Source organism: Streptomyces sp. NPDC101110 (assembly GCF_044759525.1).
Taxonomy (GTDB): domain Bacteria; phylum Actinomycetota; class Actinomycetes; order Streptomycetales; family Streptomycetaceae; genus Streptomyces.
On the sequence record NZ_JBIVZM010000004.1, the window covers coordinates 451,636 to 472,760 of the forward strand.

At 71.9% G+C, this 21,125-nt stretch carries 22 protein-coding genes and 1 pseudogene; 12 read left to right on the forward strand and 11 right to left on the reverse strand.

Going from position 1 to position 21,125, the window contains the following annotated elements; genetic code table 11:
- Positions 1-218: 218 nt before the first annotated feature.
- The 5 genes from ACIQU3_RS11410 to ACIQU3_RS11430 form a co-directional block, all read right to left on the reverse strand.
- Entirely contained in the window at positions 219-569 is a 351-nt protein-coding gene (locus ACIQU3_RS11410) for a MerR family transcriptional regulator (RefSeq protein WP_403734963.1), read from the reverse strand.
- 495 nt (positions 570-1,064) lie between these two features.
- Positions 1,065-1,295, reverse strand: coding sequence for a CBS domain-containing protein (locus ACIQU3_RS11415; RefSeq protein WP_403734960.1), 231 nt, complete (start codon positions 1,293-1,295; stop codon positions 1,065-1,067).
- 41 nt (positions 1,296-1,336) lie between these two features.
- Positions 1,337-2,800, reverse strand: a complete 1,464-nt coding sequence (locus ACIQU3_RS11420; protein WP_403734957.1) for a DEAD/DEAH box helicase — start codon at positions 2,798-2,800, stop codon at positions 1,337-1,339.
- Positions 2,801-2,978: 178 nt separating this feature from the next.
- Positions 2,979-3,182: a cold-shock protein gene (locus ACIQU3_RS11425; protein WP_020119326.1), complete on the reverse strand. Its 204-nt coding sequence runs from the start codon at positions 3,180-3,182 to the stop codon at positions 2,979-2,981.
- Positions 3,183-3,647: 465 nt separating this feature from the next.
- Positions 3,648-4,373, reverse strand: coding sequence for an SDR family oxidoreductase (locus ACIQU3_RS11430; RefSeq protein ID WP_403734953.1), 726 nt, complete (start codon positions 4,371-4,373; stop codon positions 3,648-3,650).
- A gap of 103 nt (positions 4,374-4,476) precedes the next feature.
- Here ACIQU3_RS11430 and ACIQU3_RS11435 point away from each other — a divergent pair, with 103 nt between their 5' ends.
- Both ACIQU3_RS11435 and ACIQU3_RS11440 read left to right on the forward strand, forming a co-directional pair.
- Positions 4,477-5,331 carry a LysR family transcriptional regulator gene (locus ACIQU3_RS11435; RefSeq protein ID WP_403734949.1) on the forward strand — a complete coding sequence of 285 codons (855 nt, stop codon included), beginning with the start codon at positions 4,477-4,479 and terminating at the stop codon, positions 5,329-5,331.
- Positions 5,332-5,511: 180 nt separating this feature from the next.
- Entirely contained in the window at positions 5,512-6,936 is a 1,425-nt protein-coding gene (locus ACIQU3_RS11440; protein WP_403734946.1) for a DUF5933 domain-containing protein, read from the forward strand.
- 59 nt (positions 6,937-6,995) lie between these two features.
- Here the strand turns inward: ACIQU3_RS11440 and ACIQU3_RS11445 are convergent, their stop codons facing one another.
- The 6 genes and pseudogenes from ACIQU3_RS11445 to ACIQU3_RS11470 form a co-directional block, all read right to left on the reverse strand.
- Positions 6,996-7,187 carry a type II toxin-antitoxin system VapB family antitoxin gene (locus ACIQU3_RS11445; RefSeq protein WP_403734943.1) on the reverse strand — a complete coding sequence of 64 codons (192 nt, stop codon included), beginning with the start codon at positions 7,185-7,187 and terminating at the stop codon, positions 6,996-6,998.
- Positions 7,184-7,591, reverse strand: coding sequence for an NUDIX domain-containing protein (locus ACIQU3_RS11450; protein WP_403734940.1), 408 nt, complete (start codon positions 7,589-7,591; stop codon positions 7,184-7,186). The genes ACIQU3_RS11445 and ACIQU3_RS11450 overlap by 4 nt, the downstream gene beginning before the upstream one ends.
- Before the next feature lie 38 nt (positions 7,592-7,629).
- Complete coding sequence (locus ACIQU3_RS11455; RefSeq protein WP_403735291.1) at positions 7,630-8,298, reverse strand: HAD family hydrolase; 669 nt, start codon at positions 8,296-8,298, stop codon at positions 7,630-7,632.
- Between the two features lie 90 nt (positions 8,299-8,388).
- Positions 8,389-8,793: pseudogene (locus ACIQU3_RS11460) on the reverse strand (CYTH domain-containing protein); the annotation flags it as partial.
- Positions 8,793-10,109 (reverse strand): aminotransferase class III-fold pyridoxal phosphate-dependent enzyme, encoded by a 1,317-nt coding sequence (locus ACIQU3_RS11465; protein ID WP_403734937.1) that lies wholly within the window; start codon positions 10,107-10,109, stop codon positions 8,793-8,795. The gene ACIQU3_RS11465 and the pseudogene ACIQU3_RS11460, both read right to left, overlap by 1 nt.
- Positions 10,106-10,948 (reverse strand): formyltransferase family protein, encoded by an 843-nt coding sequence (locus ACIQU3_RS11470; RefSeq protein WP_403734932.1) that lies wholly within the window; start codon positions 10,946-10,948, stop codon positions 10,106-10,108. The genes ACIQU3_RS11465 and ACIQU3_RS11470 overlap by 4 nt, the downstream gene beginning before the upstream one ends.
- Positions 10,949-11,367: 419 nt before the next feature.
- Between ACIQU3_RS11470 and ACIQU3_RS11475 the strand changes: the two genes are divergently transcribed.
- Genes ACIQU3_RS11475 through ACIQU3_RS11520 form a run of 10 tightly spaced genes read left to right on the forward strand, consistent with a single transcriptional unit; the run spans position 11,368 to position 21,123 of the window.
- On the forward strand, positions 11,368-11,967 hold the full coding sequence (locus ACIQU3_RS11475) for a LysE family translocator (protein ID WP_403734927.1): 600 nt from the start codon (positions 11,368-11,370) through the stop codon (positions 11,965-11,967).
- A 17-nt stretch (positions 11,968-11,984) separates the two neighbouring features.
- Positions 11,985-12,902 (forward strand): diiron oxygenase, encoded by a 918-nt coding sequence (locus ACIQU3_RS11480; protein WP_403734924.1) that lies wholly within the window; start codon positions 11,985-11,987, stop codon positions 12,900-12,902.
- Positions 12,903-12,923: 21 nt separating this feature from the next.
- On the forward strand, positions 12,924-13,904 hold the full coding sequence (locus ACIQU3_RS11485; protein ID WP_403734920.1) for an ornithine carbamoyltransferase: 981 nt from the start codon (positions 12,924-12,926) through the stop codon (positions 13,902-13,904).
- Complete coding sequence (gene sbnA, locus ACIQU3_RS11490) at positions 13,901-14,878, forward strand: 2,3-diaminopropionate biosynthesis protein SbnA (protein WP_403734917.1); 978 nt, start codon at positions 13,901-13,903, stop codon at positions 14,876-14,878. The genes ACIQU3_RS11485 and sbnA overlap by 4 nt, the downstream gene beginning before the upstream one ends.
- Before the next feature lie 28 nt (positions 14,879-14,906).
- Positions 14,907-15,920, forward strand: a complete 1,014-nt coding sequence (sbnB, locus tag ACIQU3_RS11495; protein WP_403734914.1) for a 2,3-diaminopropionate biosynthesis protein SbnB — start codon at positions 14,907-14,909, stop codon at positions 15,918-15,920.
- A 44-nt stretch (positions 15,921-15,964) separates the two neighbouring features.
- Entirely contained in the window at positions 15,965-16,654 is a 690-nt protein-coding gene (locus ACIQU3_RS11500; protein WP_403734911.1) for a 2OG-Fe dioxygenase family protein, read from the forward strand.
- A 21-nt stretch (positions 16,655-16,675) separates the two neighbouring features.
- On the forward strand, positions 16,676-17,761 hold the full coding sequence (locus ACIQU3_RS11505) for an iron-containing redox enzyme family protein (protein ID WP_403734908.1): 1,086 nt from the start codon (positions 16,676-16,678) through the stop codon (positions 17,759-17,761).
- A gap of 34 nt (positions 17,762-17,795) precedes the next feature.
- Positions 17,796-18,662 carry a diaminopimelate epimerase gene (gene dapF / locus ACIQU3_RS11510; RefSeq protein WP_403734905.1) on the forward strand — a complete coding sequence of 289 codons (867 nt, stop codon included), beginning with the start codon at positions 17,796-17,798 and terminating at the stop codon, positions 18,660-18,662.
- Entirely contained in the window at positions 18,659-19,744 is a 1,086-nt protein-coding gene (locus ACIQU3_RS11515) for an aminotransferase class I/II-fold pyridoxal phosphate-dependent enzyme (RefSeq protein WP_403734902.1), read from the forward strand. The genes dapF and ACIQU3_RS11515 overlap by 4 nt, the downstream gene beginning before the upstream one ends.
- Complete coding sequence (locus tag ACIQU3_RS11520; RefSeq protein WP_403734897.1) at positions 19,744-21,123, forward strand: hypothetical protein; 1,380 nt, start codon at positions 19,744-19,746, stop codon at positions 21,121-21,123. The genes ACIQU3_RS11515 and ACIQU3_RS11520 overlap by 1 nt, the downstream gene beginning before the upstream one ends.
- Positions 21,124-21,125 lie beyond the last annotated feature (2 nt).

A 21,125-nucleotide genomic window follows, 5' to 3' on the forward strand; every position in this document is an offset into this window, starting at 1 on the left:
TCTTGTCATGACCTCGCAAAGTGTGCGACGAGAATCGCCACTTCCGCTCGACGAGTCAAGAGTCCGGGACAGGTGACCTGATGGCCGGGGGGTGGGTTCACCGCGGGCGGGACCCCGCACCGGCCTGGGGGCACAACAAACCCCAGGCCGCCGGCCTGGGGTGACGAGGAGCGGAGGAGGGCGCCTCCTGACGCGGGCGGTGCTCGGCTGCGGACGGGTCAGGTCGCACCGGCGTCGGGGCCACCGGAGGCTTCGCGCGCCGCGCGGCGGTACTCGGCGTTGATGCGCTGGGCTTCCTCGAGCTGGTCCTCGAGGATGACGATGCGGCAGGCCGCCTCGATCGGGGTTCCCCTGTCGACGAGCTCGCGGGCGCGGGCGGCGATCCGCAGCTGGTAGCGGGAGTACCGGCGGTGTCCGCCCTCCGAGCGCAACGGCGTGATCAGACGCGCCTCGCCGATGGCGCGCAGGAAGCCGGGGGTGGTACCGAGCATCTCGGCGGCCCGGCCCATGGTGTAGGCCGGGTAGTCGTCGTCGTCCAGACGATCGCTGAGCGGAGTATCTGCTGGCATGTCACCTCGTAGTGCAACGCGTCGAGGGGCCCTGGTGCCGTACGGCACCAGGGCCCCGAAGGAAATTCAACACCATCTGTCGGCCCTCATGCGGTGCCGACCTTCTGTTTCCGCTACCCGGCCCGGCTGCGGGAGGGGTGCGGGGATCGCGGCTGCGTGACCGGGGACCACCATCCAATCGGGGTCTTGCGGTACCCGGACCGAGAGTTGCCCGGCCGGGCGATCCTGATGGCGTCTGCTCCTCCGTCCTTCTTCCGGTTCTCGTCTGACTGTGTCTACGAGAAGAAGATTAACCACGGCAAGCGGCAATGTCTACCCTGACAAAGATAGATTTTGCAGTCCGGTCGAAGGAGGCATCCTCAGTCGCCCAGCGCCCAGCGCCCAGCGCCCAGCGCCCAGCGCCCGCGACACGCCGATGAGGGCCCTGCCGACGCGCGTCGGCAGGGCCCTCACGGGTTCTGGTGGCGGTGATCCGCCGTTGTCACTCCTCCGGTGTCACTCCTCCGGGACGTCCCGGAGGCGGATCCGGTCCGTGTAGGCCGGGGTGTTCCGCAGCGCGGTGAGCCGGGCCAGGGTGACCAGGCCCGTGCGCTGGTCGTCCCCGTCGCAGAGGACGAGGTGGTCGACCTGTGCGCCGGCCATGAGGGACAGCGCCACCTCGATGGTCATGTCGTCCCGGATCAAGGGGGCGTTGGCGGCGGGGTGGTGCGTCCGGACGGGCGTCATGGCGTCTCCTGCCGAGGGGGATGGTCGGGCGGGTCCGGGGCTTACGCGGCGGAGCCGGAGCCGGTGCGCCGCTGTGCCCTGGGCCGCGCCGCCTCGCCGGCGGGGCGGCGCCTCCGACGGCCGCGGGACGCGGACGAGCCGCGGGGGCGTTCCGTGGCCGGCGCGGGGATGACGACCGGGACGCCGGAAGGAGCCTGGGCGCCCGTGATGCGGCTCAGCTCCGCCTCGCCGGAACGAACCTGGGCGACCCGGGGCGTGATGCCCGCCGACGACATCAGCCGGCTCATCCCGCGACGCTGGCCCGGGGTCACCAGGGTGACCACGCTGCCGGACTCGCCGGCGCGCGCCGTACGGCCGCCGCGGTGCAGATAGTCCTTGTGGTCGACGGGCGGATCCACATTGACGACCAGGTCGAGATTGTCGACGTGGATGCCGCGCGCCGCGACGTTCGTCGCCACCAGGACCGTCACGTCCCCCTTCTTGAACTGGGTGAGGGTCCGGGTCCGCTGGGGCTGGGACTTGCCGCCGTGCAGGGCCGCGGCACGCACGCCGCTGCTCAGCAGGTGCCGGGTCAGCCGGTCCACCGCGTGCTTGGTGTCGAGAAACATGATCACCCGGCCCTCCCGCGCGGCGATCTCGGTGGTGGTCCGGTGCTTGTCGTCGTCGTGCACGTGCAGCAGGTGGTGCTCCATCGTGGTGACCGCGCCCGCGGACGGGTCGACGGAGTGCACCACCGGGTCGTGCAGGTAGGTGCGGACCAGCCGGTCGACGTTGCGATCGAGAGTGGCCGAGAACAGCATCCGCTGGCCACCCGGGCGGACCTGATCGAGCAGGGCGGTGACCTGCGGCATGAAGCCCATGTCGGCCATCTGGTCGGCCTCGTCGAGGACGGTGACGCCGACCTGGTCCAGGCGGCAGTCGCCCCGGTCGATGAGGTCCTTGAGGCGTCCGGGTGTGGCGACGACGACCTCGGCGCCGGTGCGCAGCGCACCCGCCTGCCGGCCGATCGGCATGCCGCCGACCACCGTGGCGAGCCGCAGGCTCACGGAGCGGGCGTAGGGAGTGAGGGCGTCGGTGACCTGCTGGGCGAGCTCGCGGGTGGGCACCAGGACCAGGGCGAGCGGCTGCCGCGCCTCGGCGCGCCGCCCGGCCGTCCGGGCCAGTACCGCGAGGCCGAAGGCGAGGGTCTTGCCGGAGCCGGTGCGGCCACGGCCCAGAACGTCCCGGCCGGCCAGCGAGTTCGGCAGGGTCGCCGCCTGGATCGGGAACGGCGCGGTCACGCCCTCGCGGCCGAGGGTGGCGAACAGCGGCGCGGGCAGGCCGAGATCGGCGAACGACTCGACGGCGGGCAGCGGGGGCGTGATCGTCTCCGGCGGGGCGAACTCACCCTGCGGAGCCCGGCGGCTCGCCGAACCCCGGGAGCGGCGCGGGCCACCGGCACGGCGGTCGGGGCCGTCGTTCCTCGGGAAACGGTCACGAATACGGGATGTGTGGGCGCGCTTCATGCGGGACCTTCCTTGACGGGCACGTAGCAAGGAAATCCGCAGCAGAGGAGAGGCGCAGAGAATCTCGAGACGAGCCGAAGTCGATGCGGCCGGGTCGGGCCGTCGGGAAAAAAGCGAGCCGGGGCCCGCACCCCTTCAGGTGCGGGCCCCGGCTGCGGAATATGCGCGAGCGCCGATGTCAGGCGGGCACGATGTTCTCGGCCGTCGGGCCCTTCTGGCCCTGCGCGATGTCGAACGACACCTTCTGGCCTTCGAGCAGCTCGCGGAAGCCCTGGGCGGCGATGTTCGAGTAGTGGGCGAAGACGTCGGCGCCGCCGCCGTCCTGCTCGATGAAGCCGAAGCCCTTTTCAGAGTTGAACCACTTCACGGTACCGGTAGCCATTTTGTTTCTCCTTCGGAGGCGGTTTCAGGAATCCACCTGTGTGAATTCCGTGTCGCCGTGATGATTACCCCGTAGGAAATGAACCTTCTGGCAACCACACCTGCAACTGACATCGACAGTAGCACGGGGGGTTCGGCCGGGTGCCGTGCGAAAATTCCGGGCCGTCGGGTGATCGAGGAATATTCTGCGAGCCCCGCTCCTATTTCTCATTTTGCGGGCACAGATATTGCCCTTCGCGGGCGCGGACCTTCCTGTCGCGCCCCCGCGTGCCGGCCCTGTGACCTCCGGCGACGGGGGATGCGGCACCGCCGTCGCCATCGCCGGGCGGCAGGGCGTCGAGTCCGCCGGAACGCCCCTGTCGCGACTAAGGTCACATCACCCGTTGGGCCGTACCCCGGGCCGTGAGCGTGAGGACCTGTCGCCGATCGGACCGGGCAGGGGAACCCGGGAGAGACGGGTGAGGCCCTACCAGGGCACCTCGCCCTCGTCGTCGAAGAAGCCGCCGGTCGGGCCGTCGTCGGGCAGCGTCGCCAGGCGGATCGCGACCGCGGCGCCCTGCTCCGGGGTGCGCACGCCGCGGAACCCGTTGAGGTCGGTCGCGCAGTAGCCGGGGCATGCGGCGTTGATGAGGATGCCCGTGCCCTCCAGCTCCTTGGCGTACTGGACGGTGACGGCGTTGAGGAACGTCTTGGACGGCGAATAGGCGACGGCGATCGGACCCGTGTCGCTGCCGGGCGTCGTCTGCCGGGTCAGTGACCCCACGCCGCTGGACATGTTCACGATCCGCGGGGACGAAGAGCGGCGCAGCAACGGCAGCATGGCGTTGGTGACGCGGATGACGCCGATCACGTTGGTCTCCACGACGGTCCGCACCGTCGCCGGGTCGACCGAGGTGGGCATTTGCGGCACGGTGCCGGTGATCCCCGCGTTGTTGACCAGTACGTCGAGACGTCCCGCGCCTTCCTCCAGCAGTGCGGCGGCGCCCGCCACGCTCGCGTCGTCGGTCACGTCGAGCGGCACGCCGAAGGCGTCGACGCCGGCCGCCCGCAGTTTCGCCACGGCGGTCTCGCCCCGTTCCCGGTCCCGGGCGCCGACCCCGACCCGCCATCCGAGGGCGCCCAGGCCGGCCGCGATCTCGTATCCGATTCCCTTGTTCGCGCCGGTCACCAGCGCGATCGTCTGTTCGCTCATGCGGTCGATCCTGTCCGGGCCCGGTGCGGTGCGGCCAACACCGATCGGGTGGGCGGCGATACCGCACGGGTATCGGTGCAGCTCGCGGCAGTACCATCGCGGCGTGGAGACAAGGGAGTTGCGGTACTTCGCCGCCGTCGCCGAGGAGCTGCACTTCGGGAGGGCCGCACAGCGGCTCGGGATCGCGCAGCCCCCGCTGTCCCGGGCGATCGGGCAGCTCGAACGGCGCCTGGGGGCCACGCTGCTGGAACGCGGCAGCCGCGCGGTCACCCTGACGGAGGCCGGGGCGGTGCTCCTGCAGGAGGCCCGCGCGGCGCTGGCGGCCGTCGAGGCCGCCGAACGCCGCACCCGCCGGGCCGCCCTCGCCCCCGCGGGCCAGGCCGGCGTGGTCCTCGCCACGAAAGCCGGGGCGTCCGGCGAGCTGCTGGCGAAACTGCTCGACGCCTACGCCGCCGAGCCCGACGCGGTCACCGTCGATCTGCTCCTGTGCGGCATGGGCGAGCAGGGCCCCATGCTGCGCGACGGCCGGGCCGACGTGGCGCTGCTGCACCTGCCGTTCGACACCACGGCAGGTCTCGACATCGAGGAGCTCCGCACGGAGGGGCAGGTCGCGATCCTGCCGGCCGACCACCCCCTCGCGGGCCGGCCCCGGCTGCGCACGGCCGACGTCACCGGTCTGCCCGACCTGCCCATGCCGCGCTGGCCCGGACCCGACGGCACCTACCCGGCCGGGCCCGGCCCCGAGGCACGTGACCACACCCAGCTGCTCCAGCTGATCGCCCTCGGCCGTGCCTGCTGGATCGCACCGGAGTCCTGCCGGTCCCAGCTGCGCGAGGGCCTCGCCGCGGTGCCCGTACAGGACGCGCCGCCGGTCACGACCGTGATCGCCTGGCCGCCCCACAGCCGGTCCCGGGGAGTCGCGGGGCTGGTCCGCACGGCGGTGCGGGTGAGTGCGTGAGAGGGGTGGCGCCGCGCGGCGGGCGTGGCCGGATGACAGGGTCGCCGCCCGGCATCACTCCGTTAGCATGTTCGAACTCGCGGTGGTCCCGCCATCGCTCACCATCTACCCAGCCATTCGGATGAATCGGCCAAAAGATTGATATCCAGGGCATCGCGGGTGTTTTCCCGACCCAGTGGCATGACCGCGGGGGGCGCGTCGCGCCACCGGCGTGCGGCGCTGTGGGGCACGGCGGGCGTGGTGGCCCTTGCCCTCCTCGTCGCACTGGAGATCGCCGCGCGCGGCCACGGCGAGCCCGGGCCGCTCACCACACAGGTCGCGGCCCTCGTCTTCGCCCCCAAGCCAGGGCCGCTGTATGGCGGTCTGGCGTTGATGATGGTGGTGCTCACCTGGCGGCAGCGGTTCATCGCGGCCGGCGCCGCGCTCGGGATCGACGCCGTCCTCCTGCTGGTGCGCTGGGCGGCCGGCGCCGAGGCGGCCGAGGGCCACTCCTTGGGCACCGGTGCGTTGTGGGTGATGCTCGGCTTCGGAGCCGTCGCCGTCACGCGCCGCACCGGCGCCGAACGCGTGCTGCTGCTGAAGGGCGTCGGCCTGGGCCTGTTGCTGGTGGCGGCCCGCAAGACCGGCGACACCTGGCTGTTCATCACGGCCAAGACCCGTCCGACCGTGCTGGACCAGTACGTGGCGACCGCCGACCACGCGCTGGGCAACCCGTCGTGGCTGGCGGGCCGGATCGTGGAGGCCACCGCCCCGTTCAGCACGCACCTGCTCCAGCTCGTCTACGGTCAGCTCGCGGTGGCCGCGGTCGTCGTCGCCCTCTACCAGCTGCGCGACGTGGCGGCCGAGCGCCGCTTCCCGAGCCATCACCTGGTGCGCACCTTTCTGGTGATCGGCCTTCTCGGGCCGGGCATCTACATGCTCTTCCCGGTGGTCGGCCCGGTCTTCGCCTACGGTCCGGGCGCCTCGGGCACCGGCGGAGTGCAGTGGGCGGCGGCGAACCTGTGGCCGCACACGCCGCTGCCGGTCGGCGTCCCCGAGCCGATGACGTACGACGGGATCACGCCGCGCAACTGCATGCCCAGCCTGCACACGGCGTGGGCCGTCGCGATCTTCGTGCACACTCGCCGGGCCCCGCGGCTCCTGCGGTTCGCGGGCACGTTCTGGCTGGTGGTCACACTCGCCGCGACACTGGGATTCGGCTACCACTACGGCGTGGACCTCGTTGCCGGGGTGGTCTTCGCCCTCACCGTCGAGGCCGCACTCCGCGCGCATGACCGCGGCTGGGACCGGGCGGGCTTCCGGCTGGTCGCCTACGGCACGGCGCTGTTCGCCGCGCTCCTGGTGTCGTACCGCTACCTGCCGATGCGCATGGCCGCGGTCCCGGAGGTCTCCGGACCGCTGCTCCTGCTGGCGATGACGTCGGTGATCTACGGCTACACCCGGGTCACCACCCAGTGGTCACACCCCCCGACCGCACCGCCCTTCACCGCACCCGCCCAGGCCGTCCCCGCCCAGGCCGTCCCCGCCCAGGCCCGGGCGGAGACACCGGACGACCGCGAGGACCCGGAGACGGACACCGAACGCAGGGACCCGGTCCCGGGCTGACCCTGGCGTACCGGGGCGACAGCTCCTCATCCGGTGCCGATCGAGAACCGGCGCGGCGCTCACCAACGGTAGTCGCCCTTGTCCTCGAGGAGCGCAAGGTCGAAGGCGCCCCCGGACGCCGCCGCCCGCAGGCGGATGAGCGCCAGAGCGCGCCACCGGTGCTCTGGCACCTCGCGCGGGGCGGGACCCATCATCTCCTTCGTGGTGCCGGCCCCGAAGGTCTTGGTCCCGTCCGGAAGGGACGGCGTCACGCGAGCCAGCCCCTCTCGTGGAGTGCGTCGAAGACCAGCCCGTCGACGGCCGAGACCCGGGCGCGGTCGGTGTGGCGGAACCAGGCCTTCTCGGCGATCTCCCGGGAGGGGGTCAGCCGGCCGTGGTGGGCGGCGGTGTAGCAGATCATCCTGAAGGGGCCGTGATCCGGATGGCCCTCGCCGATCTCGAACGTGCCGAAGTGGGCCATGGAACCGGGGTCGATCGCCGCCCGCAGTTCCTCGTCGATCTCCCGCACCAGCGTCTCGCGGTCGGACTCGCCGTGCTCCCGGTGACCGCCGGGGAGGTAGAAGCGGTCTCTGCCGTGACTGCGCGTCACCAGCACCAGGCCGTCCCTGACCAGGACCCACGCCACCTTCTCCGGCACACCGTCGACTTCGGCCATGGCGGGACCGTACCGGAGGGCTGCCTGTGCAGGCGCCCTCACTCGGGGATTTTCAGCCCCAGCTCCACCGCGAGACCCGTGGTGTCGTGGACCACGCGGGTCGCGGCGGACAGGCGGTCGGCCGGGGTCAGGGCCGCATAGCCGATGCTGGTCATGCCCGCGGCCGTCGCGGCGTCGACTCCGGGCACACTGTCCTCGACCACCACCGCGTGCGCGGGGTCGACGCCCATCCGGACCGCCGCGTGCAGGAAGAGATCCGGCGCCGGCTTGCCCCGGGTGACGTCGTCCGCGCAGTACACCCGGCCCTCGAAGAAGGACGCCAGCCCCGTGACGCGCAGGCCGAGGGCGAGCCGGTCCCGCGGCGAACTCGACGCGACGCAGAAGGGGGTGCCGCGCCGGGACAGGGCGCCCAGGACCTCCGCCATGCCGGCGACCGGACGCAGCTCCCGCTCGAAGGCCTCGATCAGCCGGGCCCGGTAGTGCTCGGTGAACCCCGTCGGCAGCTCCCGCCCCGTCTCGGCCCTGAGCATGGCCCGGACGCGGTCCAGGGTGCCGCCCATGTAGCGGCGCACGCTGTCCTCGTACGAGGTGGGGAAACCCGCCTCCGTGAGCAGCGCCGCCAGCACGCGGTTGGCGATGGGCTCGGAGTCGACGAGCACACCGTCGTTGTCGAAGATCACCAGGTCCGCGTCGGCGGGGTCCCGCAGTGGTCGCGGCGCGGGTGCCGTCCCCGCCGCCCAGGTGGGGTACGGGCGGCCGTGCAGAAAGGCGTTGTCGTACCGCAGGTCGGTGGTGACCTCCTCGGTGACCCACTCGGGCAGGTCGACCACGTCCGCCGCGTCCTCGGCATCCAGCTCCGCCAGCACCAGACCGGCGTTGGAGCCGTAGAACTCGTCCACGGTCCAGCCGTCGAAGCGCCCGCCCAGATAGTGCCGCTTCTTCTGCACCAACGGCTGCGGACACAGCCGCGCGAGGATCTCCTCGGCGTCCGTCAGCGGCACCGGGTACTCGAACTCGGCCCGGCGCGCCCCGTCGCGGGGGCCCTTGACGGTGAGGACCGCCAGGGCGCCGTCGGTGATCCGCACCCGCACCGCGCGCTCGGGTTCGGCGGAGAGGTACCCCTGGCGGACCTCCCGGGTCCGCACCACCGTCTCGCGCCAGCCGCGGCCGACGAGGAACTTCCGCTCCGTCTCCACCCCCATCAGGCGATACCGTTCAGCGCCGTCTCGAAGACCTCGGCGAAGAAGTCCAGTTCACGTTCCCCGATGACGAGCGGCGGGTGCACGTTGATGACGTCCGGCGCCATACCGGTCGTGGCGACGAGGACACCGGCGTCCGGGTGCCCGGACCGGAACAGGTGCCGCATCCGGCCGGCGTGCGGTCCGGTGAGGACGATGCGCGCGGTGCCGCCCATCGCGTCCACCCCCCGTACGAGGTCCGGATGGCGCGCGGCGACCTCGGAGAGCCGGTCGCGCATGGCCTCCTCCAGCCGCAGGACGTCCTTGTCGACCGTGGTCCACCGCTCCCAGCGGTCCAGCACCGTGTCCACGACGGCGAGGGCGCTCGGGATGCCGATGTACGTGGAGGAGTGGCTGCCGGGCCGGTACCGCCCGGGGCTGCCGAGCGGCTCGCGGGACCACACCATGCTCAGCGCCGCACCGCCGTTGGCCAGGCCCTTGCTGGTGACGACGATGTCGGGGGTCACCCCGGAGCGCTGGAAACCCCAGCGCGGTCCCACCCGGTGCATCCCGGTGAAGATCTCGTCCGCGATGACCACCGCCCCCTGCTCCCGGGCGTGGTCCACGGCGGCGCGCAGCAGTTCGTGGTCGGGTTCCACCATGCCGCCCACGTTCTGGACGGACTCGAAGACGAACGCCGACACCTTCCGGCCGAAGTCCCGCCCCCCGACGCCGCTCAGCTCGGATCCCCACCGGGTGACGGCCTCACGGCAGCCCGGCCCGCAACCGGCTCCCGCCACGGCGTGTGGGCACCGCTGCGAGTCCGGGCTCGGGAGCCGGACCACCTCCAGGCCCCACGCGGCCAGCAACTCCCGGTAGCGCGGGCTGGAACTGAGCATGCTGGTCACGCCGGAGCGGCCGTGGAAGGCGCCCTCGAAGACGACGATCGTGCCCGGCCCGTTCGCGGCGAAGGCGATGCGCAGGGCCGTCTCCATGGCCTGCGCTCCGCCGAGGTCCAGCTCCACCCGGCCGGGCGTGCCCAGCACGTCGGACACGAGCGGTTCCAGCCGGGAGAGCACCTTGAGCCGCAGCTCCGACTCGGCGAAGGAGGGCAGGGCGGGCAGCTGTTCGCAGCGCCGCATCGCCTCCTGAAGCAGGGTGGCGTCGTAGCCGAAGGCGACGGTGCCGTTGGCGGCCTCGGCGTCGAGGTACCGGCGACCGTCGTGCGCGGTCAGCCAGCTGCCCGAGCCGGAGACGAACCGGGGGACGTCGGGTTCGCGGTAGACCAGGTTGCCCGCCCCGGCGTAGGAGGGGATGCGCTCGTCGGCGAGGTCGGTCATGTCAGGGGCTCCCCGGTCAGTCGCCGTCCGCCGAGTTCGGTCGGCTCTCCGTCCACCACCACGACCCGGCTGCCGTCGCGGTGTTGCTGGTCCGACAGGGCGAGCCGCCCCGCCGCGAAGGCCTCAACCGACCACCGCAGACACGGCCGGTCGCTGAGGCTCTTCTGCTTCATCTCCTGCGCCCGGGCGTCTTCGGCGGTCAGCCGGCGTCCCTCGACGGGCACCTCCGGACCCATCGCGAGGATCGCGCCGCCGTCCCGGGTGCCGTCCACGAGGAAGCAGGAGGTACGGGTCGTCTCGCGGCCCGCCGCCATCGCCAGGCGGACGGGGTCCTTGCCCGTGAACCGCCGGTGGCCCTCTTCGTCCAGGACCGACAGGTCGGCCGGATGCTGGTTGATCATGCGTCCCCGGTAGCGTTCGAGCAGCCGGCCGTCGATCCAGCGGTGGTAGGCGAGGACGATCAGGTCCAGCTCGCCGTTGTCCCGCTCCCAGTCGGCGATCCGTCCGTCCAGCGCGTCGTGCCACTGCCGGGCCCGTTCCCGGTAGGAGTCGCGGCCCGCCCGGCCGACGGCGGCCGACGCCGTTCCGCAGACGCGGTCGAAGTCGCCCGGCCACGCCTCGACCCCGGCCTGCCGTGCCACGTCCAGGGCCTTGACCCGCTCCGCGTGCGAGGCGACGAGGCAGACCCGGAACTCCTCGGGCCGTGTCCGTTGCAGGTCCAGCAGCGTGGTGAGATTGGCGCCGGTGGCGGAGACCAGGACGCCGATGCGCAGCGGCCCGGCCGCCGAACGGCGGGCCAGGGGCGTCAGGGTGGCGCCGGCCGGAGTGGGTGCGGACAAGAGCACTCCGTCTCTGTTCTCTCGGGCCCCGAAGACGTTCGCGGCGGTTGCGACATGACTCGCTCCACTGTGGGAGCCCGTCGGCCGACCCGTCCACGGCAGGTGCGGCTCATTTCCCTGCACTGCAGGGAGATGATGCCCGCGGGGCTGGAGTTGTTGAACGGTGATAGGTGATGCTCGAAACCGGGCTACCGAGTCTGTACTACCCGGAAATCCCGTACCAACTGGCAATCCCAGAAAGCAGGAGTCCGAAAATGGCCTCGCTCATTCGTGACATGTTCTCTCTCGAGCGTTGCGGGCAGGCGCCCGACATTCGTTGGGACTGATTTCTCTCCCGGCCTGCCTGCTGAATTCGGCCTACCTGGCAGTGGATCCCATTGATTGACATTTCAGGGTACGTGGCAGTCGCAGGTCTCTTGGTGATCATTCCTGGAGCCGACACGCTCGTCGTGGTGCGCAACACGCTGAGCGGTGACTTCAGGAGCGCGGTCCGCACCACCGTCGGTGTGTGCGCGGGGCTGGTCGCCTGGGCGCTGATGTCGTCCATCGGGCTCGCGACCGCCCTGGCCGCGTCGCCGACGCTGTTCAACCTGCTCAGAGCCGCCGGGGCCGCGTATCTGGTGTATCTGGGTGTGCAGGCGCTCGTGGCGGCACGCCGGACCGGGACACCGGATGCGGCCCGTCAGACAGGGCGGGAAGAGGTGCCCGCGCGTTCCGGAAGGGACTGGCGCCAAGGCGCCCTGACCAGTCTGGGAAACCCGAAGGTCGGTGTCTTCTACACCTCCCTGCTGCCGCAGTTCATTCCGGCGGACGGGTCGTCCCTTTCCTCCTCGCTGCTGCTGGCGGCCATTCACGTCGCCCTGAGTTTCCTCTCCCTGCTCGCGTACGCGGCGATCGTCGCCCGCATGGGAGACGTGTTCCGCAAGGACGGTTGGCGCCGCGTCCTGGAGTCGGTCGCCGGGGCGGCCCTGGTCGGCGTCGGACTGTGGCTGATGGTCTCCGCGGTCTCGGGAATCTAGACATCAGGAGAGCTGAGATGAAGTCGCCGCTGGACGGCTGGTACGACAAGGCCGGGGTGCGGACCGACCCGCGGCGGGTCATGGCACGGGAACTGGAGGAGGGCAAGACCCTCTTCCCGCACACGCTGATCCCGTACCTGGACCATCCCCTCGTGGCCGCCCTGGAGCCCGCGGAGCGGTACCGGGTCACCGCACGTCACCTGTACCAGTACATGCAGTTCACGATGCACTTCGAGACGAGTGTGGTGAACCGGGCGGCCGAGCGCATCGCGAACGGCACGTCGGGCCTGCCGCTGCCGGCGGCGACGCGACTGGACGCGTACAAGATCTACTGCGACGAGGCCTACCACGCGCTGTACAGCCTGGACGTGGTGGAGCAGGTGAGCGAAGCCACCGGCGTCGAGGTGCCCGACTACGACTTCGCCCCGTTCCTCGACCGGCTCGACGGCCTCGGGGCCTCGGTCATGCCCGGTGAGACGATTCTCGTCCAGCTGCTCCAGGTGGTGGTCTTCGAGACGCTGGTCACCTCGATCCTGAAGGACATCCCCAAGGACCAGACGGTGGTCGGCACCGTGCGGGAGGTCGTGCGGGACCACGCCCAGGACGAGGGACGCCACCACGCGTACTTCGCGGCGTTCTTCAAGGAACTCTGGCACGACCTGAGCCCCGCCCTGCGGGAGCGGGCCTCGCGCTGCCTGCCGGAACTGGTCAGCCGCAGCCTCACGCCCGACCTGGTGCCGGTGCGTGGCTCCCTCCGGCTGGCGGGACTGGACGAGGCGGCGGTGAACGAGGTCCTCGCCGACGTCTACGCCCCGGACAAGACCCGGGACGGCATCCGGGCCAGTGCCCGCCACACCTTTCAACTGTTCGAATCCGTAGGCGTGTTGGACGTGCCGGGTGCACGGGACTCCTTCATGTCCGCCGGGTTGCTCTGACGACGGACACGGGAGAAGGAAATGACTGCTGAGACCCGTTCCCTCCTGGGAACGCCCGAGAGCGTCCCCGAGACGGGCGTCTTCTCGCTGTCCGAGCTGGACGGCAAACACCTCGACGCCCTGGTGCGCCGGTCCTGCGACTTCTTCGCCGACCGCAGCGACCACGACCGCCCGTTGCGGGACACCATCGCGGGGATCCTGTTCACCAAGACCTCCACCCGGACCCGCACGGCCTTCACGACCGCCGCGCTCCGGCTGGGCGCCCAGGTCATCAGCTACGGCCCGCACGACCTCCAGCTGGAGACCGGTGAGTCCCTCGAGGACACCGGCCGGGTCTTCGGGCGGATGCTGGACCTGCTGGTCGCACGGACCGCGGGCCCCGTGGAGCAGCTGCGCACCCTGTCCCGGTACGGCGGGATCCCCGTGGTCAACGCCATGGGGCAGGAGGAGCACCCCACCCAGGGCGTCTGCGACCTGGCCACCATCAACCTGCACTTCGGCTCCGTCGAGGGCGTCAAGGTGCTGTACGTCGGCGAGGGCAACAACAGTGCCGTGGCGCTGGCGCACGGCCTGGCGCACTACCCCGGGACGGAGCTGACCCTGCTCACCCCGCCCGGCTACGGAGTGCCCGGGCACGAGCTGGCCGCGGCCCGGAGCAGGGCCGAGGCCAACGGCTCCGTACTGCGCCAGACGCACTCCCCGGACGAGGCGCCGGACGCCGTCGACGTGGTGTACACGACGCGCTGGCAGACGACGGGCACCTCGAAGCCGGACGCCGACTGGCGGGAGATCTTCCGTCCCTACTACATCGACGAGGCGTTCATGGGCCGCCGGCCCGGGGCCGTCCTCATGCACGACCTGCCGGCGCACCGGGGCGACGAGATCTCCGCGGGAGTGCTGGAGGGCGAGCGCACCCTCGCCTGGACGCAGGCGGAGATGAAGCTGACCAGCGCCATGGCCGTTCTCGAGTCGCTGGCGACCGCCCGCCGGGACAGCGCATGATCAAGGACTGCGTGTACGACGTCGTCACCGACGACGTGTTCCTGCGGTTTCCCGACGTTCTGCCCGGCAGCGAGCTGTTCCTGAAGCTGGAGGGGCTGAACCCGGCCGGCTCGGTGAAGCTCAAGACCGCGGTCGGGTTGATCGAGGACGCCGAGCGGCGCGGGCTGCTCGGCAGCGGGGGACAGGTGGTGGAGTCCTCCTCCGGCAACCTCGGTGTCGCCCTGGCGGTGGTCTGCGCCGCGAAGGGCTACGACTTCACCTGCGTCACCGACGTCAACGCCTCACCGCACAGCGTCGCGCTGATGCGGGCTCTGCACGCGAACGTCGTCCTGGTCGACGAGCGGGACGCCAACGGCGGTTTCCTCGGGACGCGCATCGCGCTGATCCGGCGGATGCTGGCCGAGGACCCGGCGCTGGTGTGGCTCAACCAGTACGCCAACCCCGCCAACCCGCGTGTCCACGCCACGCACACGGCCGTGTCCATCCTCGCCGAACTCGGCAGGGTGGACTACCTGTTCGTCGGCGCCGGCACGACGGGCACCCTGACGGGATGCGCCTCCCACTTCCGAGAGGCCTCGCCCCGCACCCGGATCATCGCCGTCGACAGCGTCGGCTCGGTCACCTTCGGCACCCGGCCCGGCCCGCGCCATCTGCCCGGCCTCGGCACCAGCCGCGTACCGGAGATCAGCCGCACCGACCTGATCGACGAGGTCGTGCTGGTGGAGGAGGCGGAGGCGGTGAAGGCCTGCCGGATGCTCGCCCGGCGGCACGGTCTGCTGGTCGGCGGCTCCAGCGGATCGGTGTTCTCAGCGGTCCAGAGCCGGGCCCTCGACATCCCCGCCGGTTCCCGGGTGGTGGCCATAGCGCCCGACATGGGCGAGCGCTACCTCGGCACCGTGTACGACGACGACTGGGTCGCCGCGAGATTCGGCGTCGACCCCGTTTCCCAGCTTCCGGCCGTGATGGGCCGATGAAACTCCGTGAACTCCGTGGGGGAACCTCATGTTCGGATTCGATGTAGTCAGCGGTACGGTCGCCCGCGAGGTGATCTCCGAATCGCGGAAAGAACTGATCGGTATCGTCCGGGACGCCTACCTGGCCCATGAGGGCGGGGACTCGGTGAACCCGAACAGCTATTTCCTGCGCTTTCCCGAGAAGCCCTCGGCGCGGATCATCGCGCTGCCCGCCTACCTCGGTGGCGGCTACGACGTGGCCGGCATCAAGTGGATCGCGAGCTTCCCCGAGAACGTCGAGCGCAATGTCCCGCGGGCGTCCGCCGTCCTGCTGCTGAACGACTACGCCACGGGATATCCCTTCGCCTGCCTGGAGGCGTCGCAGATCAGCGCCGCGCGCACCGCGGCGTCCTGCGTGCTCGGCGCCGCGCAGCTGCACGGCTCCTCCCGTGCGGCGCGGATCGCCGTCGTCGGGGCGGGCGTCATCGCCCGCAACATCCTCGACTTCTTCGTCGCGGACGGCTGGGACATCGGGCAGTTCGCCCTGTACGACCAGGTGCCCGGCTACGCCGACGCCCTGGTGTCGTACGCCCGCGAGACGCTGGGCACCGAGGCGGAGCGCACGGACAGCCTGGAATCCGCCGTGAAGGGCGCCGACCTGGTGGTGCTGGCGACGACGGCCGGCACCCCCTACATCACCGACCCGCACCTCTTCGAGCCGGGCCAGGTGGTGCTGAACATCTCCCTGCGCGACATCGCGCCCGAGATCATCCTGGGCGCGCACAACGTGGTCGACGACGTCGACCACTGCCTGACCGCCAACACCTCCGTGCACCTGGCGGAACAGAGCTGCGGACACCGCGGGTTCGTCGACGGGACCCTGGCCCAGGTGATCGAGGGGAAGGTCCGGCCGGGCGACGGCAAGCCGCGCATCTTCTCCCCCTTCGGCCTCGGCGTGCTCGACCTGGCCGTGGGCTCCTTCGTCTACCGCAACGCGGTGGAGTCGGGGCGTACGACGGGCATCGACGGGTTCTTCGCGGAGACCGAGCGGTGGCAGAAGTGACCCGGCAGAAGTGACCCACCTCCCCGACGACGCGAAGGAGTGTCATGCCGCTCGGCGCTGAAGGTTTCTCCCTGATCGAACTGCCTCCGGTCTCCCCGGAGTTGCTGGCGACGTACGACGAGCTGCCGGTCGACCCCTACATGGGGCACGGAACCCGGTACAAGAAGTTCTCGCAGTACCGGCTGACGGCATCGGCCGACGGCGGGTGGAACTTCGGGCTGCTGCCGCACCGGGACTACACCGCGTTCAAGCAGTTCAACCCGGTCGGCGGCGGCATGCGCCGCACGTATCAGCCCCTCGACGCGGACTTCACCCCCCTCATCGCCGTGGGCGCCCGGGAGATCGGGCTGGACCGGAACGAGGACTGGCAGATCAACGTGCACCAGAACCGCAGCCGTGCGGAGCGGGGCCGGCCGGGCCCGCTCACGCCGGAGGGGGTGCACCACGACGGGCACGAGTTCGTCATGATCGGCGTCCTGCGCCGGGACGGGGTCACGGGCGGCGAGACGCGGCTGTGGCACCCCGGGGACGAGAAGCCCTTCTGGAACGGCACGTTGGAGCCCGGCCAGGCCGTGCTCCTCGACGACCGGCGGCTCGCCCACGACGTGACGGACATCGTGTCCGCCGGGGAGCGGCCCGGCCACCGCGACATCTTCATCGTCGCCTTCTCGCGCTGGAGCGAGAAGTGGTACGGCGACGAGCACGACGCCGCAGCGCTCGACGACGAGAACTGACAGGACGGGACGGCATTCCACATGTACACGGCATCCCAGCACAGCTGTACCGACGGAAAAGACGTGCTCGCCGGGGGCGTGTCGGAGGTCCTGCGTGACCTGGAGCACCGCTCCGCCGACGAGTTGCTCCGGATGTCCGACGACTACGGCTTCCGCGGTGACCTCGCCGCGGCGTGCCGCGCGCTGACCAGCCGCGCCTACGACGACGGCGACCGGGCGGCCCTGGAGGAGGTCCACGGCGCGCTGTCCCTGATCTACGACCGCGAGTTCTCCGCCCGCCCCGTCCAGGAGTCGGACCACGAACGCGAGCCGATCCTGCGGGACGTGGCAGCCGTCCTGGAGCGGGCCGTCCTCGGCCACGAGCTGCGGCGGATCCCGGAGGCGAGCGTCACCGGCTACCCCGAGTCCGGCCCGGAGTACGTCCGCTGGCTGAAGTCGGTGATCAGCGACCACCCGGCCGGCTGGCACCCTCTCTACCACCGGCATCTCGCCGAGCACGGCAGAGCGGAGGACCTGCGCCTGCTGCTCGCCCAGGAGACCAGCCTCGACCCGCGCTTCGACGACATCCTGGCCCTCCTCCAGATCGGCCGGCACGGCGTCGAGAAGATGGAGATCGCCGCCAACTACTGGGACGAGATGGGCAACGGCGAGCACGCCGGGGTGCACACCACCCTCTTCTCGCAGGCGCTGGAGGCGATCGGCGCCGACCCGGAGTACATACGTCGCGAGTTCCTGCTGGAAGCGGGGATCTCCGGCAACATCTCGGCCTGCCTGGCGCTTTCCCGCCGCCATTACCACAAGGCCGTCGGCTACTTCGGCGTCACCGAGTACCTGGCGCCGCGCCGGTTCCGCTGCGTGGTCGACGCCTGGCGGCGCCACGACCTGGACGAGGTCGGCATCGTCTACCACGACCTGCACATCGGGGTGGACGCCGGGCACGCCGCCGGCTGGTTCAAGAACGTGATCGGCCCGCTGGTGAGCGCCGACCCGGCAGCGGGACGCGACATCGCCCTCGGCGCGATGATCCGGCTCAACACCTCCCGGGACTACCTCGACACGCTGCTGGAACGCATGCGTGCCGACGCCCCGGTCCCGACCGGGGTCTGAGAGGGCGCCGGTGAACGGTAGAGCCTTTCCGGCCATGGACTTCGCCAAGTACGAGGCGCTGGGCAACGACTACGTCGTCATCGACCCGAGCGGCTCGGGCTTCGTGCCGCTGCCCGAGCACGTCCGGCTGGCGTGCGACCGCCACCACGGCCTCGGCGGGGACGGTCTGCTGTACGGCCCGCTGCCGGCCGAGGAGGGCTTCCGGCTGCTCACGTTCAACGCGGACGGCTCCGAGTGCCCGCAGAGCGGCAACGGGCTGCGGATCTTCGCCCGGTATCTGCGCGAGTCCGGTCACACGGACGCGGACGCCTTCACGCTGCACTCGTCCGCCGGTCCCGCCACGGTCCGTGTCCTCGACCTCGACGCCGGCACGGTGAGCGCCGACCTCGGCACGGCCTCGCTGGACAGCCGCGCCGTCGGTGCGGCAGGCCCCGCCCGCACCCTGCTGCGCGAGCCCCTGCTCGCCGCCGGTGAGCCGTGGGAGGTCACCTGCGTGCAGCTCGGCAGCCCGCACTGCGTGATCCCCGTACCGGACCGGACCGCCGACGAGGCCCTGGCCCGCACGGTCGGCGCGGCCGTGCGCGACCACGCGATGTTCCCGGACCGGATCAACGTCGAACTCCTCGACGTGATCGACCGGGAGACCCTCCGGATCGAGATCTTCGAGCGGGGCGCCGGGTACACCCTCGCCTCCGGCAGCAGCGCCTGCGCCGCCGCCGTCGCCGCGCACGCCCTGGGGCTCACCAGCTCGCGGGTCACGGTCCGCATGCCCGGGGGAGAGGTCGAGGTCGGCATCGGCGAGGACGGCACGGTCACCCTCACCGGAGTGGTCCGGCCGGTGCTGCGCGGCCGCTGGGCGGCGGGCATCGGGCAGCGGCTGGCCGAGGGGGCGCCCGCATGAGGCGGGCCCGCCCGGGCACCGGGTATCCGATGCGCCGCTGGGTCTTCGAGGACGCCCGCGGCCGTTACGACATCGACCTCGGCGACAGCCACGTGGACTGCTCCACGGTCGGCGACCTGCCGTGGCCGGCCGACCTGGTCCTGGACTACGGCACCGACGCGGGCGGCGACCGGCTCCGCTCGCTCGTCGCGGACGGCTACGGCCGGAGCGTCGACCACGTCGGCATCACCCACGGGGCCCAGGAGGCCCTGTACCTCCTCTACCAGGCGCTGCTGCGGCCCGGTGACCACGTCGTGGTCTTCACCCCGGGCTGGCAGCAGGCCCGGGCGGTGCCGGAGGCGCTCGGGTGCGAGGTGTCGTGCGTGGGCCTGACGGCCGACGGACGCCCCGACGTGGCCGCCGCCACCGAGCTGATCGGACCGCGGACCAGGGCGGTCGTGCTCAACTCGCCCTGCAATCCGAGCGGACGACGACTCGCCGACGACGCGACGGAACCGCTGCTGGCCGCCCTGCGCAGGCACGGCGGGCACCTGCTGCTGGACGAGGAGTACGTGGCCGACCTCGCCGCCGGCTCCCTGCTAGGCCGCTTCGAGCGGGCGGTGTCCGTCTCCAGCCTCTCCAAGGTCTACGGGTTTCCCGGGCTGCGGACGGGCTGGATGTGCGGCCCCCCGGAACTGGTGCGTGCCGCGATGGAACTCAAGCACCTCACCACCATCTCCAACTCGGTGCTCACCGAGCGGCTGGCCGCCGAGGTGCTGGAGCGCCGGGAGCACTATCTGGAGCGGTACCGGCAGCTGACCTCGGACGGATACCGGGCCCTGCGCGACTGGGCGGCCGGGCACGAGGGCGCGGTGCGCGTCATGGAACCCGAGGGGACGCCGTTCGCCTGGCTCTCGCTGCACACCGGTGAGACGTCGCTCTCGCTGTGCCGGCGCGTCCTTGATCGGGGCCGCGTCCTGCTCATGCCCGCCGAGGTCTTCGACAGCGAACAGGGCCTGAGGGTCACCTTCGCGCGCGAGGAGTCCGTGCTGCGCGAGGGCCTGGACCGGCTCGGCGCGCTGCTCGACGACCGGAGCGGCTGATGGGAGCCGTGGGAAGGGCCTGCCGGACGGACGCGGCCGGCCCGGACGAGGCCGCGGCCCCGGCAACGCAACCGTACGGCGACGCCGAGGACGCCCGCGCGGCCGCCGCGCTGTTCGACGGTGTGCACGGCGCCGACGGCCCGTGGCGGCCGGTACGTCCCCTGCTGCTGCCCGCCGAGGACTACCGCAGGGCGGCGGACCTGTCCGCCCGCGCCGCCCGACTGGTGCTGGACGCCGCCCTGCGCCGGGCCCGGACCGCCGGCGAGCTGCTGGCGGCGCTCGGCTCCCCGCCCGAGGCGTTCCCCCTGCTCGACCACGACGCCCCGCTCGGCGGGCACCTGCTGGCCGCGATCCGCCCGGACATCCTGATGGAGGGCGGCACGCCCCGGTTCGTCGAACTCAACGTCGACAGCGCGCTGGGCGGCGTGCTCCAGGCCGACCTGGTCGCGGACCGCTTCCTGCGGCGCCACCGTCGTGCACCGCTGCCCGGCGCGCCCCTGCTCACCGCACCGCCGTCGGCGGTCGAGGCCCGGGCCGAGGCCCTGCGGTCCTTCCTCGCGCTGCCCGCGGGCGCCGCCGTCCTCCTCCCGCACTACCGGGTGGGCAACCTGCCGGGGCTGGCCGAGGACCCGGCCCGGTTCGCCGCGTGGCTCGCGCCCGTCTTCCGCAGCGCCCGGCGCCACGGCATCGAGCTGTTCAGCCATCCGCTGGAGGACCTCACCACCGACCGGGACGGCCGCCTCAGAGCCGGTGGCCGCCCGGTGGACGGCGTGTTCCGCTCCTTCGTCAGCCACGGCCAGGGCACGAGCCCGGGCCTCACGGCGCTGGCCCGTGCCGTGTCCACGGGCGCCGTGGGGATGTTCACACCGGAAGCCACCATGCTGCTCACCAACAAGAAGACACTGGCCTGGCTCTGGGAGGACCTGGGCCGACTGCCCTCGCGTGAGCGCGAGTTCGTCACCACGCACATCCCGAGGACGGTCCGGCTGGAGCCGGCCGCGGGTGGAGCCGCCCCGCGCGAGGCCCTGACCGGCCGCTGTCGCCTCGTCCTCAAGCCCGCGGACGGCTTCGGGGGCCGCGGCGTCGTCATCGGGGCCGCGGTGTCCGACGACACCTGGCACGCCGAGGTGGAGCGGGCGGCGCGCCGGGGCGGCCACGTCCTCCAGGAGCACGTCGAAGCGGACCGGGTCCGCCTCGGCTTCGTCCACACACCCAGCGGCGAGGTCACCGACGCCGAGGTCCCCTACGTCCTCGGCCCCTTCCTGTACGGACTGCGCGCGTCCGGGATGCTGGTGCGGCACGGCACTCCCGCGGCGGGGCCCGTGCTCAACGCCGGCGCGGGCGCCGTCATGAACAGCGTCCTGCTGGTGGGGGCGTGAGA

Coding starts and splice junctions, on each gene's coding strand:
- ACIQU3_RS11505 (WP_403734908.1), top strand. CDS start 16,676: ATGTACACGGCATCCCAGCACAGCTGTACCGACGGAAAAGACGTGCTC.
- ACIQU3_RS11420 (WP_403734957.1), bottom strand. CDS start 2,800: ATGAAGCGCGCCCACACATCCCGTATTCGTGACCGTTTCCCGAGGAAC.
- ACIQU3_RS11485 (WP_403734920.1), top strand. CDS start 12,924: ATGACTGCTGAGACCCGTTCCCTCCTGGGAACGCCCGAGAGCGTCCCC.
- ACIQU3_RS11440 (WP_403734946.1), top strand. CDS start 5,512: ATGACCGCGGGGGGCGCGTCGCGCCACCGGCGTGCGGCGCTGTGGGGC.
- ACIQU3_RS11450 (WP_403734940.1), bottom strand. CDS start 7,591: ATGGCCGAAGTCGACGGTGTGCCGGAGAAGGTGGCGTGGGTCCTGGTC.
- dapF (WP_403734905.1), top strand. CDS start 17,796: ATGGACTTCGCCAAGTACGAGGCGCTGGGCAACGACTACGTCGTCATC.
- ACIQU3_RS11465 (WP_403734937.1), bottom strand. CDS start 10,109: ATGACCGACCTCGCCGACGAGCGCATCCCCTCCTACGCCGGGGCGGGC.
- sbnA (WP_403734917.1), top strand. CDS start 13,901: ATGATCAAGGACTGCGTGTACGACGTCGTCACCGACGACGTGTTCCTG.
- ACIQU3_RS11410 (WP_403734963.1), bottom strand. CDS start 569: ATGCCAGCAGATACTCCGCTCAGCGATCGTCTGGACGACGACGACTAC.
- ACIQU3_RS11515 (WP_403734902.1), top strand. CDS start 18,659: ATGAGGCGGGCCCGCCCGGGCACCGGGTATCCGATGCGCCGCTGGGTC.
- ACIQU3_RS11480 (WP_403734924.1), top strand. CDS start 11,985: ATGAAGTCGCCGCTGGACGGCTGGTACGACAAGGCCGGGGTGCGGACC.
- ACIQU3_RS11520 (WP_403734897.1), top strand. CDS start 19,744: ATGGGAGCCGTGGGAAGGGCCTGCCGGACGGACGCGGCCGGCCCGGAC.
- ACIQU3_RS11425 (WP_020119326.1), bottom strand. CDS start 3,182: ATGGCTACCGGTACCGTGAAGTGGTTCAACTCTGAAAAGGGCTTCGGC.
- ACIQU3_RS11415 (WP_403734960.1), bottom strand. CDS start 1,295: ATGACGCCCGTCCGGACGCACCACCCCGCCGCCAACGCCCCCTTGATC.
- ACIQU3_RS11430 (WP_403734953.1), bottom strand. CDS start 4,373: ATGAGCGAACAGACGATCGCGCTGGTGACCGGCGCGAACAAGGGAATC.
- ACIQU3_RS11500 (WP_403734911.1), top strand. CDS start 15,965: ATGCCGCTCGGCGCTGAAGGTTTCTCCCTGATCGAACTGCCTCCGGTC.
- sbnB (WP_403734914.1), top strand. CDS start 14,907: ATGTTCGGATTCGATGTAGTCAGCGGTACGGTCGCCCGCGAGGTGATC.